The 16,490-nt window shown below is 44.3% G+C and carries 12 protein-coding genes; all 12 read right to left on the bottom strand.

What is annotated here, in order from left to right; all coding sequences use genetic code 11:
• Window positions 1-38: 38 nt before the first annotated feature.
• The gene (locus QUA24_RS09660; protein ID WP_333229157.1) at window positions 39-404 is read right to left on the bottom strand and encodes a DUF1823 family protein; all 366 of its coding nucleotides are present in this window, start codon (window positions 402-404) and stop codon (window positions 39-41) included.
• A 150-nt stretch (window positions 405-554) separates the two neighbouring features.
• Complete coding sequence (gene gap / locus QUA24_RS09665) at window positions 555-1,586, bottom strand: type I glyceraldehyde-3-phosphate dehydrogenase (protein ID WP_333229179.1); 1,032 nt, start codon at window positions 1,584-1,586, stop codon at window positions 555-557.
• A gap of 581 nt (window positions 1,587-2,167) precedes the next feature.
• Window positions 2,168-2,479 (bottom strand): P-II family nitrogen regulator, encoded by a 312-nt coding sequence (locus QUA24_RS09670; RefSeq protein WP_223300725.1) that lies wholly within the window; start codon window positions 2,477-2,479, stop codon window positions 2,168-2,170.
• Between the two features lies 1 nt (window position 2,480).
• Window positions 2,481-3,452: a sodium-dependent bicarbonate transport family permease gene (locus QUA24_RS09675; protein WP_333229160.1), complete on the bottom strand. Its 972-nt coding sequence runs from the start codon at window positions 3,450-3,452 to the stop codon at window positions 2,481-2,483.
• 201 nt (window positions 3,453-3,653) lie between these two features.
• On the bottom strand, window positions 3,654-4,388 hold the full coding sequence (locus QUA24_RS09680; protein WP_333229162.1) for a glutathione peroxidase: 735 nt from the start codon (window positions 4,386-4,388) through the stop codon (window positions 3,654-3,656).
• Between the two features lie 162 nt (window positions 4,389-4,550).
• Window positions 4,551-5,018: a Uma2 family endonuclease gene (locus QUA24_RS09685; RefSeq protein ID WP_333229163.1), complete on the bottom strand. Its 468-nt coding sequence runs from the start codon at window positions 5,016-5,018 to the stop codon at window positions 4,551-4,553.
• A gap of 12 nt (window positions 5,019-5,030) precedes the next feature.
• Entirely contained in the window at window positions 5,031-5,192 is a 162-nt protein-coding gene (locus QUA24_RS09690; RefSeq protein WP_333229165.1) for a hypothetical protein, read from the bottom strand.
• 42 nt (window positions 5,193-5,234) lie between these two features.
• Window positions 5,235-7,076, bottom strand: coding sequence for a tetratricopeptide repeat protein (locus QUA24_RS09695; RefSeq protein WP_333229167.1), 1,842 nt, complete (start codon window positions 7,074-7,076; stop codon window positions 5,235-5,237).
• Entirely contained in the window at window positions 7,069-11,160 is a 4,092-nt protein-coding gene (locus tag QUA24_RS09700) for a tetratricopeptide repeat protein (RefSeq protein ID WP_333229169.1), read from the bottom strand. The genes QUA24_RS09695 and QUA24_RS09700 overlap by 8 nt, the downstream gene beginning before the upstream one ends.
• A 24-nt stretch (window positions 11,161-11,184) precedes the next feature.
• Window positions 11,185-13,968, bottom strand: coding sequence for a tetratricopeptide repeat protein (locus QUA24_RS09705; protein ID WP_333229171.1), 2,784 nt, complete (start codon window positions 13,966-13,968; stop codon window positions 11,185-11,187).
• Window positions 13,958-14,128, bottom strand: a complete 171-nt coding sequence (locus QUA24_RS09710; protein ID WP_333229173.1) for a hypothetical protein — start codon at window positions 14,126-14,128, stop codon at window positions 13,958-13,960. The genes QUA24_RS09705 and QUA24_RS09710 overlap by 11 nt, the downstream gene beginning before the upstream one ends.
• Before the next feature lie 118 nt (window positions 14,129-14,246).
• Window positions 14,247-15,107, bottom strand: coding sequence for a calcium-binding protein (locus tag QUA24_RS09715; RefSeq protein WP_333229175.1), 861 nt, complete (start codon window positions 15,105-15,107; stop codon window positions 14,247-14,249).
• Window positions 15,108-16,490 lie beyond the last annotated feature (1,383 nt).

Below are 16,490 nucleotides of genomic sequence, written 5' to 3' on the forward strand. Positions count from 1 at the left end.
AACGGTGGCCACAACCGCACAGCCATCCAAAATTCCTCTTACGCCCCAGCTTCCATAAAACTCATCAACCAATTAGCCATCGTCGCCCTGCGAGTCTGTCTGGGCCCGAATTCCCCAATTTTATAGCCTTTAAAGCCCAGTTTTTCCTTCAGCAACTGCTTGTTTTCTGGAGGAGTCGATCGAGTCAATTTCACCGTCGCCGGCCTAGAATCGATAAAATCCGGCGGTTCCGGGTACTCTTGCCGCCACTCGGCTGCAACACCTGCACTGTTCCACTTGCCAGTCTCGGCATCCCAGCGGTAGCCCAGATATTGCCAAACTAATCGGTTGACAGCAGCATCGTCGATTTCTTCGTTGAGAATAGCCCAAATAGTTTCGTTATTCAGCGGTGGTAATTCAGACATAAGCGCGATCGAATCGGAAATAAAAAAAGTTTAACTCACATTAGATAACATGATCAGGAACGGGCTGTCCGGCCCGTTCCACAAAACATCATAGGAATTTGTTTGTGGGGTGGATACGCGAGCCCGCCCACAATGCCACCCCCAAAAAAATTAATTATTCAAAATTCCGTCTTTCTCGGCCATAGACAGCATTAAGTCAATCACGCGGCTAGAATAACCCCACTCGTTGTCGTACCAGGAAACAACTTTGAAAAACTTAGAATTCAGTTCAATTCCCGCACCTGCATCGAAAATGCTCGATCGCGCGTCGCCCTTAAAATCTGTCGAAACAACTGCATCCTCAGTATATCCAAGAATGTTTTTGAGTTCGCCCTCTGAAGCTTTTTTCATTGCCTCGCAAATTTCTTTATAGCTAGTTTCCTTCGCCGTTTTGAAAGTAAGGTCAACTACAGACACGTCGGGAGTTGGCACGCGCAAAGCCATTCCAGTCAATTTTCCTTTCAATTCTGGCAACACCAAAGTAACAGCTTTCGCTGCACCGGTCGAAGATGGAATAATATTTTGAGCCGCACCGCGTCCTCCCCGCCAATCTTTTTGGCTGGGGCCATCTACAGTTGGTTGAGTAGCTGTCATTGCGTGAACTGTCGTCATTAAACCTTCTTCCAAACCGAAGTTATCGTTGATAACTTTGGCAATTGGTGCTAAACAATTCGTCGTACAGCTAGCATTAGAAACAACAGTATCTGTGGCTGGGTCAAATTTATGGTGGTTGACGCCTACTAGAAAAGTTGGAACTTTTTCCGGGTCTTTTGTCGGTGCTGAAAGTATTACTCGTTTTGCTCCCGCCGTCAAGTGTTTTGATCCGCCTTCAAAATCTGTAAACAATCCGGTAGATTCTACAACATAATCTGCGCCGGATTTACCCCAGGGCAATTCGGCAGGATTTCTAATTGCTGTGCAGGGGATAAAATTTCCGTCAACGACAATCCCGTCGGGTTTGCTTTCAACTTCGCCGTCGTAAATGCCGTGGGTGGAGTCGTATTTGAAAAGATAAGCCAGGTTTTCTGGCGAAACTAAGTCGTTAATGCCGACAAATTCGATGTTGGGGTTTTTGATGCCGGCACGCATGACTAGCCGTCCGATGCGACCAAATCCGTTGATGCCGACTTTTAATGCAGCCATGTTTAAACTCCTATTGAAAATATCGTTAGTCGATCGGGCGTTAGCGAAGCCCTCGCAGAGGATCGCCTGTTGTGGCTTAGAATTTACCACGCTCACTGATTTTTGCAACTGATTCTTTTCTATCTCTTAAGAATTCTGAATTATCCCCCGGCTGGGAAGGGCAATTCATCCTGAAATAACCGCTGACTAATGGCTAATGGCTGATTTAAGTCAAATTGTAAAAGTGCTATAATAGACAGAAATTATTTTCAAAATCGCTTTTTCAAAATCAGTCTAAAGTAATAATAAAAAACTTATTCAAAAGGCGAAACGGATTGGCATTCTCACCAGTGGCGATTGTCGGAACCAAAGCCTAGGATTAAAGTCGCAGATACGCGCAAGGACACAGCAATGCCGTGGCCCTAGACATAGGGCATACAATCTATAGCAATCTTTGCAGGAGTCGTAATTTTTTTACCCCACCCAAACCCTCCCCGAACTCGCGGGGAGGGAGTAAGCAATTTACAAATGATTTAGGATTGCTATAGGTGCAGCTCAAATTTTCCGAATTGGTATAATCACCAATCACTAATAACTAATGACTACCCGACGCACCTAGTAATTAGCAATTCCACCGCATCTGAAATAAAACACGACCCACCAAATTTATTGAGTACGGGTCTAATGTTTTCTGCAACTGCTGAAACTTGAGCTGGTGAACAAAAAGCAAGCACATAAATGTTATCCAGCGCCGTCATTGATGAATCACGGGAAACGTGATCCCTAGTGCTTTTTCCAGCGACATCACGGATCACCGAATAACCGGGTACGCCAGCTTTGTCTAAACCGTCTAAAATCTTGCCGAGTTCTACTGAGTGGGCTATGATTTCTACTCTTTTGACTGACTCCATCATCTCACCTCCAAAACATATTGATTCCGTATAGATACAGGGGAATGCCTACAATGATATTAAATGGAAATGTCACTGCTAAGGCCGTTGAAATGTAAAGACTTGGATTCGCTTCGGGAACAGTTAGGCGCATGGCTGCTGGTACTGCTATATAAGAAGCACTCGCGCACAATACGGCAAACAGCAAAGTATCTCCCTGCGGCATTCCGATTAATTTGGCTATTACCAAAGCAATTACTGCGTTGACTATGGGAATTAGGATTGCAAAGCCAATCAGAAAAATTCCTGCTTCTTGCAAATCTTTAATTCTGCTAGCAGCAACCAGCCCCATGTCTAGTAAGAAAAAAGTCAGAACTCCGTAAAACAAGTCTTGAGTAAACGGGCTCATAACTTCCCAACCATGCTCTCCTGTCAGTACGCCCATAATTAGGCTGCCAATCAGCAGAAAAACTGAACTGTTTAGGAATGCTTCTTGCAACACTTCTGGCCAAACTATTTCGCGTTTTCCTTCTTCCCCGCCAAATACACTGACTAGAATGAGACCTACTATAATTGCCGGGGATTCCATTAATGCTAGCGCGGCTACCATGTAACCGTCAAAGTCGATCCCCTGTGCTGTGAGGAAGGAGGTTGCGGTAATAAATGTGACGGCGCTGATGGAACCGTAGGTGGCTGCGATCGCGGCAGCATTGTAGGAGTCAAGTTTGATTCTCAGTATGAAAAAAGTATAAACTGGTACTAGCATTGACATCAGCATCGCTGCCAAAATTGTCAGGGCGATTTGCTGGTCAATTCCGCTTTTGGACAGTTCGACGCCACCTTTAAATCCGATCGCAAACAGCAGGTACAGCGAAAACAGTTTAGGGATGGGCGCTGGAATTTCTAAATCAGATTTGAGAAAAATGGCCAGCATTCCCATGAAAAAAGCTAATATTGGGGGATTTAAGATATTTGACGATACTAAACTCAAATCCACGATCGGTCACTCCCATTTGTTGCGTTTTTAATATTACTTCCCCAGTAATTGTTGCACGAGAATGGATCAATAGACCGATCAAACTTTTGACTCAGAAGCTCGATCGGGCTAAATACCCCCAAATACGGCAAAGGCGCACAGTACGCACCCTACAACGAATGTGTGCACTGTGCACCCGCAGGCTAAGTTATTGTTGTTTAACTAAGCAACTGACAAATAAGAGTCTAGGGCTTCGGAACCACCGATCAACTTGCCGTCGATAAATACTTGCGGCACAGTTGTAGCCCCAGTCACAGCCCGGAGCGATCGAGTTGTGATATCTCGACCCAAGACGATTTCTTCATAATCCAAGCCCTTCTGACTCAGCATTGCCTTAGCCTTAGCGCAGAAGGGACAGCCCATTTTTGTAAACAGCGAAACTACCTTCGGCTTGGTTGCTGCGGAGTTGATGTAGTTGAGCATCGTCTCGGCATCGGACACTTTGAAAGGGTCGCCCGGTTCATCAGGCTCAATAAACATTTTTTCAACCAAGCCATCTTTTACCAGCATCGAATAACGCCAAGACCGCTTGCCAAAGCCTAAATCTGTTTTGTCTACCAGCATTCCCATGCCTTCGGTAAATTCGCCGTTACCGTCGGGAATTAATGTCACATTGTCTGCTTCTTGGTCTTTGGCCCACTCGTTCATCACAAAGGTGTCATTGACGGAAATGCAAACGATTTCATCTACGCCGTTTTCTTTGAAAACTTTCGCCAATTCGTTGTAACCGGGGAGGTGCGTTGACGAACAAGTGGGAGTAAAAGCTCCAGGCAGCGAGAACACTGCTACGGTTTTGCCTGCAAATATATCATCGGTGGTGACATCGACCCACTCGTTGTCTTTGCGAGTGCGAAAGGTGACTTTGGGTACTCTTTGACCTTCTTGGTTCGTCAGCATGATTTTAAATTTTTGGGTACTTGGGTTCAATTCCTTTGCTTATTATAGCGTACTCATAACGAGTATGACTTGTCAAGGCTAGGCGGGTTTTTTCTCGGACTTGGGCGCGCGCGAGCTCAGTTCATTGTCTTTGCGACAGCTAGCAGATTTAAAACTTGCTGTTTAAGTAGGTCGGCAATTCTGTCTCCATTCCTTTGCTGCTGCTAACGGGTGAGGATTTTTTACACATTCTGTCAATATATCGATATCAATTCCCGGTAGCAATTCGCTTTGTGTGATTAATTCATAACCGCAGTTTGGCACGAATTCAACCGGGATTTCTTCTCGCAAATGGTAGATAGAAAATCTGTTATTTCGCCAGAAGCAAACCTCTCGCACATTCAACCTTCTATACAGTTCTAGTTTATTGATGCTGCCACTGGTAATAATCACTTCAATTACCAAATCGGGAAATTCTTTATCTGTGCCAATACAGTAAGCTTCATCTGGTTCCGTACCGCCACGTTTTTCCTCTTGTCGCAGAGTTGTAGACCCAAAAGGGAAATATTCGATGTCAGCTTCTACAAAATAAATAAGCAGCAGATCTCCAATGCGAGTTTTTCTACTTTCATGGCGGCGAGAAGGCGACATAATTTCCAAAACTCAATCTAAATAAGTAACTCGATATCCTGCCGCATCTCCAATCCGATTCAGCAGTGTCTCGTATTGTTCCCAGTTGGCGGTATCGGTAATGTAGCGATCTTCAGGATCTTGGCGTTGGAATGCTTGTTCCTTAAGTAGCGTATCTAGCTCGCTCGTCAGCATCGGTATTACCTCCTTACAAGTTGTTCTAATCTTAGCTCAACTTTATTCCCAATCAAACTGCCTCCCCAAATATTCCTCTAATTCCTGATTGTAAGGTCGGAAATAATCGCTTAACCTGTCGCGAACCGATTCATTTACTCGCTGGTAAGAACCGGGATTAGCATTTTGGTACTCAGACAATTGATATTCCGGCAAATCTAAGAATTCTAAAACTTGCTTGACTGTTGTCGCTGCATCTGCATAAAAATCTTCGCTTTTCAAAATTAGCAACTGTTCTGTAGGAAAGAAAGTCCGCCAGTTTTTAATAAATTCTATGTACCTACCGCGAGCTAAATAATTGCCCGGTTCCTCGCCGATGATGTATTCGGGATTTTGATTCAACCGTTCAATTTCATCGCTAATTGCTTGATCGAGCGATCGCGCTTCCCAGTTTAAGTCAGTCAAGCGGTAAAATTGAGAAATCGCCCGATCGACCGGATTTCGCAAAAGTACAATCAGTTTCGCCTCTGAAAACAGGCTGTAGAGACGTTCCGGTGCTTCCCGATAGTCAAAATAGCTTGGACTTGCTTCGCCAGTTACAAATTGCTCTCCCTGCAGCATTGGCGGAAAATGAGCCAAATACCAATCAAGACCTCTGTCAAAGTGCCACGAAAAAAAATCCATCTCCTTTTTAATCGGAGTCAAAATTTGCGGGTGTTGCGCTAAATAAGTATAAAGAGAAGTTGTGCCGCACCGCTGAGAACCAATAATTATAAATTTAGGAACTTTGACGGCTTTTAAGTTCCAATTTTGTAGAACAGGCAAGATGCCTGTATCTGCTTGTAGAACAGGCATATTGCCTGTTCTATTACTTATAATAGATGCAAAACTTTGTTTAAAACTGACAGTTCGATAAAAATCAATCGCCTCGGCAATTTTACCTTGCCTCGTCAAAGCTTCCCCCAAATTCAGATAAGGCCAAAAAGCCTCCGGTTTAGCTGCAACAACTTCGCGGCACAAGTTCTCAACTTCATATAGCTTATTTTGCCTAACAAAAACTTCCCACAAATTGTAATAAAACCACCAAGGAATATCGGGATTTATTTCTATAGCTTGCAAAAATGCCGCCGCCGCTTCCTCCCAATATTTTTGGTGGCTCAGAACAGCACCTAAATTGTAATAAGACCAGCAATCATCGGGTTTCTGGGCTACCCTTGCGCGAGATGAGGCTAATGCGCGAGCGCATTTTTCTTGCTGCTGCAACAAGTCCTCTAATTTCGCTGATATTTCTTCACAACTCGGCATCCTTGTCAATAACAATTTGTAAATAATAATTGCGCTTTTTGGGCGATCGTACTTGGCTAAATTCTCTCCTAACTTCAAATAAAACTCCCAATTTTCCGGTGTAATTTGCAATTGATATTGTTCTAACACCAACTTTAAATCAGACTCTGTTTGCCCGAGAGCATATCCCAACTTCTCGTAAATTCCCGGCAAATCTCCATCAATTTCAATAGCTTTTAAATACGTAGCAATAGCTTCATCCCACAGTTTTAGTTTAGTTAAAGCGTCGCCTAAATTGCAAAAAGACCAAACAAAATTTGAGTTGAGTGCAATCTCGCAGCGGTAAGCAACAGTAGCTTCTTCCCATCCCTGAAGTTTTAGCAAAGCATCGCCCAAATTGTGATAAGACCACGAAAAATCGGGATTTAACTCAACAGCTTTTTTGTACGCAACGACAGCTTCCTCGCATTTTTCAAGTTTCAGCAAAACATCGCCCAAACTGTGATAAGACCAAGAAAAATTAGGATTTAATTCAATAGCTTTTTTGTATGCAGCAACAGCCTCATCAAGCCGACCGCATTCTTGCAGGGAATTTCCCAAATCGTGGTAGTCATTATCCATGCAAAACTCCTGCCATAGCCAGTAATTTTTCCAGCGAACTCAAATCCAACTGCATATCTTTATGTAAAGGTCTGGTCGGAGTTCCATCATCAACCAAATCACCAATTAAATAGTAATGTTCCAAACCGCACAAATTGCTAATCATCCAATAACAATGCGGAACGTAAAGGGGAGAAAAAATCTCAATTACCTTAGTTCCCGGACTGCAAAAAACTAAATTAGTCAATCCCCCTCCGTGAGGTGCGACAACTACTTTAGCAGCAGCCAAACACGATGCTTGTTCCGCTATGGACATCGTTTCCAGCTTCACACTGCGGAACCCAAATTTTTCTAAATATTTAATTACCTCTTCATCGTTGACTATTTGCCGATAAGATGCTTTTTGGCGGCTGATATAAATTCGCTCTGAATAGTCTGTATTGCGAGGCTGTTGTTCATTTGAAAATGTCTGTTTCAGATATTCACACTTCCATTTTGAAACCGCCCCAGATCCGTTATAAGATATTGAAGGAACTATTAATTTATCTGCTGTAATATGTAAATTGCAGCGACTTTCTAAAAGTTTCTCTTGAGGAATTCCTAAAATCTTTAAAGTTTCTGCTTGATAGGAAGAATCCGAGGCATTGACAACAAACTTATCTATAGTTTCTATCAATCCGCTACGCTGCAAAAGGTCAAATCGCGTAATCACATCAAACATCCAATGAAAATAAGCGGCTCCACCCCAGCGAGCAGATAAAAAAGCCACATTTCCATCGACGTGTTCAGCGGGAGTCAATTTGTCGGAAGTGATTACCAATTCAGAACAGCCCATTGAAATATCAGCAACAAGTTTATTGTTTGAAGTAATCACGGCGGTAGTCACAACATCTGCCCAAGCTCGTCCGTTTGGCAATACGGCAACAAAAGCTTTTCTGGAATGACTTTGATGTTCCCAAAATCTGCGGCTGCTGTCGATTGTTTTGGAATCAGATAAATTGATTTGACTCGCAGGATGGATGTCAATGCAGGTGAGGTGCGGATTGGATTCTGCTACAACGGTCAAATCTTCTGTAAACCCACAGTATTTTTCGAGAATACTTAAGGGTAAATTTTGATTACTGCATTTTGCCCGATCGCTCTCATCGACTTCTCCTTGTTGTTCCAGAGCATAACCTATATTATCGTATGCTTCAAACAAATCGGGTTTAATTTGCAGGGCTTGAACTAAATTAGTGATTGCAGGTTCCCACTGCTGTTTTGCAATTAAACTCAAACCCAATCCTTCGTAACACCAGCAGGATTTTGGATCGAGATTGATACCTTTTTCATAAATGGCGATCGCCCTTTCCAATTCTCCTTGATTCCGCAGTGCATCACCCAACTTTTTGTACAGCCAACTATGCTCAGCTTCTAGCTCAATAGCACGATTAAAAGCCCCTGCTGCTTCGGGCCAATTTTCTTGTAATTCCAGAACTTCTCCCAAAGCATTGTACAGCCAACAATCATCAGAATTTAATTCAATAGCTTTGCGGTAAGCCACCGCCGCTTCTTCCCAATGTTCCAGTGCAATCAAAGCCTTACCTAATCTATCGTAAGACCAACAAAAACCGGGATTCAGTTCAACTAATTTGCGGTAAGCAACAGCAGCTTCCTCCCACTCAGAAAGCTCCATCAGCGCATCGCCTAAATTGTTGTAAGTCCAACAAAAATCGGGATTTAACTCAATAGCTTTGCGGTAAGCAGCAGCGGCGTCGCCCTGTTCCTCAATCGCCTGCAAAGTTTCCCCCAAAAAGTGGTAAGCCCAACTAAAATTAGGGTTTAGTGCGATCGCCCGTTGGTAAGCTGCCCGAGCTTCCTCAAACAGTTCTTTCTCTTGTAGAGTTTTACCCAACTTGTGGTAAGTTAAGTAGTTCCCCGACTTAATTTTAATAGCTGTTTGATAGCGGGCGATCGCCTCATCCAAATAACCCGCATTTGCTGCAATATCCCCCAACTTTTCCCAACCCAGAGACAACAGAGTTTGCTCTTCGCCCAAACTTTGATGGCCGATTTTTTTAACAATCAGTTGATAGCCTTTATGTACTACTTCTAACTGACTTGCAAACATCTCCAAAAAAATATCTATCCCTATTTTAGTATCTTGCTCCGGGCTGTCGGGAAAGGTAAACTCGTAATCGTCAAAAATCATCAATCCCCCAACTTTCACCAACCTCCAAGATAAAATCGCATCTTGCAGAGCACTGGTGGGTTTGTGACAGCCGTCAACGTAAGCAACATCGTAATATTCCGAAGTCAAATTAATTAACAAATCTTGAGAGTAACCTTCTAATTCAATTACCCGATCTGCTGCTCCCGTTTTAACAATATTGCCCTTAAAATGTTGTTGAAAAAACAAATCAATACAAGTAATCTTTGCCGTCGGATGAGTTAAAATATTATCCAGCAGCCAGCAAGCCGACATTCCCTGAAAACTGCCGATTTCCACAACTTGAAAATCTGCAATTCCGGTAAATTCCTGCAAATGCCGTTTCCAAATAGGAATATTGTGGGTAAACCAATCTTGGGTAAATTGATAATCTTTCGCCGCACACTCAGCCCAACCCCTCAATTCGGCCGCTTTTTGGTGGCAAATAATTGCTTCTTCTAATTCCCCTAATTGGGGTAAAATATTTCCTAAATCGTTGTAAGGCTTAGAATTGCTCGGATCGATTTCAATTTGGTGGCGGTAAGTGGCAATTTGTGCGTATAACTCCTGTTGTTTCGCCCGAACATCATTCAGTTGGGCGACAACTTCCGCAGCATTGGGTTCAATTTGCAGTGCCATGCTATAAAATACGATCGCACCTTCCAACTGCTTCTGTTTCGCTAAACTATTGCCTAAATTTATATAAAACTCCGCTCCATCTAACTCAATTCCCAGCAAGTTGTGGTAAATTTTCCCGCTTGCAAGTACCTCTACACCTTGACAATAAGTTTCGATTGTGCTGTCTAAACCCGATTCGCTGCGCTTCCGTAAAACATATCCCAACCTCTGATTGATGCCCGTTAAATTCGGCTCAATCTGAACCGCGTGCAAGTAAGCGCTAACAGCTTCATCCCAGGATTGTTCGCAGGTTAAGGCAATTCCCAAATTACAATAAAACCAAGGAATATTGGGATTTATTGCAATAGCTTTGCGGTAGCAACTAATAGCTTCGGGCCACAGTTGTTTTTGAGCCAAAGCTTCCCCTAAATAATTGTAGGCCCAGTAGGAATTATCATTAATTTCAAGAGCCTGACGGTAACATTTAATAGCTTCATCCAACTCACGCTTCTGCACCAAAACATTGCCCAAACCAAGGTAAGCACGAGCGTAGTTGGGATTGAGTTCGAGGCTTTTGCGGTAACAGGCGATCGCCCGATTTAATTCTCCTCGCTCCGCCCAAGTTTTACCCAAACTGTGGTAAGATTCAAACGAATTTGGATTGATGGCAATGGCCTGTCGGTAATTGGCGATCGCCTCATCCCACCGTTTCTCCCCGACCAGCATTTCCCCCAAATTGTGATAAGCTGTTGCCAGTTGCGGGTTTAACTTAATTGCCCGCGAATAACATTCAAGAGCGCGATCGAACTTCCCCAATTCAACTAAACTATTTCCTAGAGTGACGTGCTCGTCAGCAGTTGCCCAATTCGGATCGATATTAAAAGCTTGATACCAGCACTCTGCCGCCTCTTCTGGCTTCTCTAACTGCGTCCAAATTCTCGCCAACTGCCGATAAGCTGCAGCAAAATTAGGCGCTAGCGAAATCGCTTTTTCACAATTGGCGATCGCCTTTTCCCACAGTTTTTCTTGAGAATACAAAATGCCGAGATTAGCATAAACTTCCGGCAAATTTGGATTGCGATCGATCGCCCTTTCATACCAATGCTTAGCTTGCTCGATTTCACCTCGAACCTGCATCACCTTTCCCAGCGTCTGACAAGCTGCCGCCAAATTCGGTTCAATTTTCAACGCTGACTCGCAAGCAGCAACTGCCTCATTCAACTTTCCTTCGGCTAAATAAACTTCTGCTTGCCGACTCAAATCAACCGCTGCCTTTTCCATCTTCTCAATCGAGGGCATAATTAAACTTTCTCCAGACACCAACTAACCCAAACCCACCACTTCAACCATCCTTTTCAGCGAACTCAAGTTCACTAAAATATCCTCAGTCAGCGAATTCTGATACATCAACTGTCTAATAGGATAGCATTCAAAAGCCTCGCCCGTTAAAAAGTAATGTTCCAACTGCAAATATTGACTGATTCCCCAGTAATAATGGCTGATATAGTGAGGCGACACCAACTCAATTACTTTAGTTCCCTGGCGACAAAAAATCGTATTTGTCAAGCCGCTGCCGTGGGCTGCAACTATTACCTCAGCGTGGTAAAAATGAGCAATTTGCTCTGCCAAAGACAAAGACTCAGGTAAAATAGAAACAAAGCCAAATTTCTCCAAAACCTCAACCACATATTCCTCGTTCAAGACTCGTCGGTATCTTGCTTTGCTGCGGCTGATATAAATGCGTTTTGGATAGCTCGAACTAGGTACAATTCCCTTGAGAAACTCGCGCCTCAAAAAATCCATCGCCCACCCAGAAGGCCAGCCCAAATATCCCGCAAAAGACGGTACAATTAACTCTGTTGCTTGAATATGAGGCAAGCGATCGCTCTCCAAGACTTTTTCTTCGGGAATGCCCAGAATTCTCAAACTTTCCCGCTGAAATTGGTGCTGACAACTATTCACCAAAAACCAATCAATTTCCGCAAAATTCCTACCGCTATGCCGCAGCAATTCTATCCTCGGCAAAACATCAACCATCCAGTGAAAATAGACATTTCCCGACAAACCAGAAAGCACCGCCACGCTGCCGTCAATTTGCTTTAAACCTGGAAAGGATTCTAACTGAAAAACGCTGTGTTTTCTAACATCATGCTTTTCGCATCCCGGCAAAAACCCCGGATAGTCTCTCGACACATCAGCCAATAAATAATTGTCAGGAGTAATTACAGCGATCGCCTTACAAATCAGCCAATAATTTTCCTGTGGAACAATCCAAACTCGCCCGTTGGGAATTGCTGCCACAAAAGTCTTGGGCGCCTCCACAGGTATCGGTTGCGAGTTGGACAAACGGCAAATTCCCCAACCCAAATGCACCGGATCGAACCACTTAGAAAGTCGCTGCAAACACAGCCCGCAAGTTAACCCGGCACAATCGGAATTCGCCAATTTGGAATTAGCGATCGCAAATTGGGAATTCGGAATATTTTCTGCACTTGCTTCTGGTGCCGATTTCCAAAATATTTCCACATAATTATCAGCATCCAGCTTAGCATTAACTAGCCAATCCCAACTCGCTAAATAAATACCGTGAGGAGGTTTTAGAGAGGTGTTATCTGGCAAGATAAAACTCTTTGTTTTCCATTCTTTCTGCTCCCCATACCCGTGTAATTGCAGCTCTAAAACTTTTTGATAATAATCAATCGCCCGTTCCCAGCGCCCCTGTTTTTCCAGCAGTTTTGCCAACTCAAAATAAACCTGCGGTAAAGCAGGTTGAATCGTCAAAGCTATGCGGTAAACTGCAATTGCTGCGCCCAAGCGCTGTTGCTGGGCTAAGGAATTTCCCACCCGCCAGTAAAGCTCTGCATTTTTGGGCTGAATTTGCAAAGCTTTTTGATAATAAGTGGTGGCAGATTCGTGCCCGCCGTACTCTGTTAAGGCATTTCCCAAATGCAAGTAAATTTCGGCTAAATTATCGCAAATTTTAGCAATTGGTAATTGGGCATTGGGCATTGGGCATTGGGCATTGGGAAGAGTTTCTTTTTCATCCTTCTTCCCTCTTCCTTCTTCCTTCTTCCTTCCCATCAATGCTGTGAGAAATCGATCGCACGCAGCGATCGCCCTTGACAATTCATCATCTTCTACCGCCGCAACTCTGCGCCTGTCTCCTAAGCGGCAGTAAGCCTCAACAAAATCAGGCTTCAGAGCTATTGCCCGCTCAAAATAAGGCATGGCTTCAGCAATTTTGCCCAAAACCATCAAAGAAAACCCAGCGTCTGTATAGCCCGAAATATAGTCGGAATTGATCTCGATCGCGCGATCAAAACAAGCAACCGCAGCCGAATGTTCCCCCTGTAATTGCCACGCTTTCCCCAGATTGTAATGAGCCAAAACCATGTCCGGCTCCAACTCAATAGCGGTGAGGTAAGATGCGATCGCCCGATCGGGATTTTTGTCCAGCAAGGCTTGACCCAAATTATTGTGCAGCGTCGCCCAATCCGGCTTAATCTCCATCGCCCGCTGGTAAACCTCGATCGCCTCAGCAGCCCGATCGTCCTTTAGCAAAATCACACCCAGATTGGTGTAAGCTTCCACGTAATCCGGCTTTAAAGCAATCACCTGTCGGTAGGTATCCATTGCCGCTGCGAGCTGACTATTTTCATCTAAAACCACAGCCAGATTGTATAAAGCATCGAGATAATCCGGTTTTTTGGCGATCGCATTTCGGTAACAGTCGATCGCCCCCAACAAATTACCCTGCTTGTGAAAAACATTTCCCAAGTTATAATGAACTTCCGCCCAATCTGGTTTCAAATCCAGAGCTTGTCGGTAGTGAAAAACCGCCTCATCCAGCCACGCATAGTCGCTGTAAAGTTGACCCAAATAAGCATGAGCCAGAAAAAACTGGGGCGAAATCTCCAAAGCTTGCACAAAAGCGTCTCTTGCCGCCGTCGGATCGCCTTGAGCGTCGAGAATTTCGCCTAAAGTCGTGTAAGCCGAGGGCGAAAATGGTTGAAGTTCGATCACCTTTTTGCAAAACTCGATCGCCTCAGTTAACTTCCCCCGGTTCAAATAAATTTGGGCTTGCCGGATATATTCTTCAGTGCTCATTGCTAGCCAGCAGTTGCGATTTCTTTACCGCTTCAGTAAAACCTAGAAATTGTAATTTAAAAACTTTGTATTTATATTTTGCCCGATCGGGCGATCGATTAATTTTATCAATAACTGTCGATCGACTTTTTTTTAACTGCCCCTGTTTCATTTCCTGCATTTAAGATTTCAACCTCACTCCGCTGGTAGCAGAGTGAGGTTGAAATCCTTTAAAACTACCGGCTTTGTGAGAACAGCCCCGAATCTTATCCGGTGCTGCCCCACAACAGCCAGTTGTTTTAGAACAACTCGAAGTTGTTCGAGGTAATTGTCAGGCCAGGCTGCAACTGAGCAATAGTTAGCACTCCGCTGGCGCCGTTGAAGTACAACGCACCGCTTGTTGGGTCGTAGACCAACTTGTTGGTCGTGGTTGCTCCTGGAGTAGCTGCGTTGAAATTAGAAACGACGACAAACTCGCTTGCCTCGAAGCTGCTACCCAAATTAGCGAACACACCGCCCTGCTTCAAGCGGATCTTATCTTCGCCTGGGGTAAAGTCAGTGATCGTGTCTACGCCATAATCGCCACCACTGGAGAAGAAGTAGAACGTATCGCTACCAGCACCGCCGATCAGGACATCGCTGCCTCTGTCGCCAGAGATAAAGTCATTGCCACCGCCACCATTGACAGTATCGTTGTCTTTACCGCCGTATACAGTGTCGTTGCCGTCGCCGCCGTCGACAATATCGTTGCCTTGGCCGCCAAAGACTGTATCGCTGCCACTTCCGCCAAGTACGGTATCGTTGCCTCTGTCCCCAGAAACCAAGTCATTGCCGTCACCGCCATCAACGAGGTCATCCCCTTTACCAGCAAAGATCCGGTCGTCGCCGGTGCCCCCAGCGACCACATCGGCGCCGCTGCCTGAAAAGATATTATCGTTGCCGTCGCCGCCACCGATACTGTCATTTCCGCCTCCGGTAATAATCAGGTCGTTGCCACCGCCACCAGCGACGACATCTGCGCCCCCAAAAGTCAGGATAATATCGCTACCATCGCTGCCGTTCAACCTGTTGGCGCCAGTGATGCCGATAACGGTTGAGCCACCGCCACCACCACCTGGTAATGAACTTGCTGGTTGTGTTGGATTTGTTACCTGTGTCATTTACACTCCTCCTAAAAGATCAATCATTTTTCTACAATACACTTTTCCCTCCAAAGGGATTCAATAAATGAAACCGGACATCGGTTGAGACCCTAATTTACCCGGCTGCTATAAGCTGTCATGTAATTTAAATTGTCAGCAGCGAGCCTCGGAGCGCGAGTTGAATCCTGTATTCGTTGAGCAGCAAATCTCGGTTGTTTCCTGCTTTTGACTCTCGACTCCACCACTGCCTCCTCTAACACGAAAATATTCCAGTTAAACGTTTGCGAGTTTACCATAATGACCATCGATATGGCTAGTCATTATTCAAACAATACCCGGAAGATACACAGAGACCATTTTTAATGGGAGTATGCTCTCAAGATTGAGAAGTTGCACCGGGCCCGCGGGCACTGTCGATCGCCGGAGAGTTCGATCGCCCGCAATGGGGCTGGAACTAAGCTGCGATTTCTTTTAAGTACACTGTAGTTGACCAGACTTTAGATTTTCCCCAAGAGTTCCCCACAAATCAAAATTTTTTAACTGGCTTTCACAGCAAGCCGACGCACGCTGGAGGTCGTATTTAATCAAAAGTGCATCCCAACACAGTCCTGGAGAGGCTTTTGAGCCTCATCACCTGGATGTTTCCAGCCAAATCCGTCACTATCAACGCAGAATTTTGGCTAAAAAACCCTGTTTTTAAACCACAATCCGTCATTTCAACCATGATCCACATCCATCCGGATCATCATACAATGCAGCGATCGTCTTTTGGTGAAGTTGGGACGAACGGTGGGTCGGTAGATTTGTGACGGTACTGTCACTAGATTTTAAATTTTAGATTTTAGATTTAGTCCACAGATGAATCGCAGTTATGGGTTGGCACAATTATAGTTATGGATAATTTACCTGTTCATAATGCTGAAGCCGTCAATTTTTGATGCTATCTATCGGCTCCCCAGTAAAATTATTACCTCGATACTCGCCGGATTTATCTCCCATCTAGTTATAGTGGGCAAAAATCAAAGCGATTTTCCGCCCTGAAGCGTATCCACCTTCAAATGTTCTTGATGAAGCGATTACTAAAGCTATTAATGCTTTTAGTGATGAAAATGCTTGGCCATCCTTTCATCACTCTGGTCTTTTTTGATAACCCATTAAACAGTTAATTTTTGTGTTACATTCGATCGGGAGCATCTCATATTTGTAAAAACACTTCTTCTGGCTCCTTATTTCTTCCTATTTCCTCCTGCCTCCTGCCTTCTGCCTCCCAACTCCAATTTATAGCTTGGCTGCAAAAGTGAGATGCTCCCTATTCTAGGGCTAATAAGTAGTTAGACAGAATTAATTACACAAATACATAGTAGAATGATATTCCAGGCAAAATTATGAGTTAATTAGAAT

This window comes from Microcoleus sp. Pol12B5 (genome assembly GCF_036701335.1).
Classification (GTDB): Bacteria; Cyanobacteriota; Cyanobacteriia; order Cyanobacteriales; family Microcoleaceae; genus Microcoleus.

Bases quoted from the DNA above. Each gene is read 5' to 3' on its own strand.
- QUA24_RS09660 (WP_333229157.1), bottom strand. From the start codon at position 404: ATGTCTGAATTACCACCGCTGAATAACGAAACTATTTGGGCTATTCTC.
- gap (WP_333229179.1), bottom strand. From the start codon at position 1,586: ATGGCTGCATTAAAAGTCGGCATCAACGGATTTGGTCGCATCGGACGG.
- QUA24_RS09670 (WP_223300725.1), bottom strand. From the start codon at position 2,479: ATGATGGAGTCAGTCAAAAGAGTAGAAATCATAGCCCACTCAGTAGAA.
- QUA24_RS09680 (WP_333229162.1), bottom strand. From the start codon at position 4,388: ATGCTGACGAACCAAGAAGGTCAAAGAGTACCCAAAGTCACCTTTCGC.
- QUA24_RS09685 (WP_333229163.1), bottom strand. From the start codon at position 5,018: ATGTCGCCTTCTCGCCGCCATGAAAGTAGAAAAACTCGCATTGGAGAT.
- QUA24_RS09690 (WP_333229165.1), bottom strand. From the start codon at position 5,192: ATGCTGACGAGCGAGCTAGATACGCTACTTAAGGAACAAGCATTCCAA.
- QUA24_RS09695 (WP_333229167.1), bottom strand. From the start codon at position 7,076: ATGGATAATGACTACCACGATTTGGGAAATTCCCTGCAAGAATGCGGT.
- QUA24_RS09700 (WP_333229169.1), bottom strand. From the start codon at position 11,160: ATGCCCTCGATTGAGAAGATGGAAAAGGCAGCGGTTGATTTGAGTCGG.
- QUA24_RS09705 (WP_333229171.1), bottom strand. From the start codon at position 13,968: ATGAGCACTGAAGAATATATCCGGCAAGCCCAAATTTATTTGAACCGG.
- QUA24_RS09710 (WP_333229173.1), bottom strand. From the start codon at position 14,128: ATGCAGGAAATGAAACAGGGGCAGTTAAAAAAAAGTCGATCGACAGTT.
- QUA24_RS09715 (WP_333229175.1), bottom strand. From the start codon at position 15,107: ATGACACAGGTAACAAATCCAACACAACCAGCAAGTTCATTACCAGGT.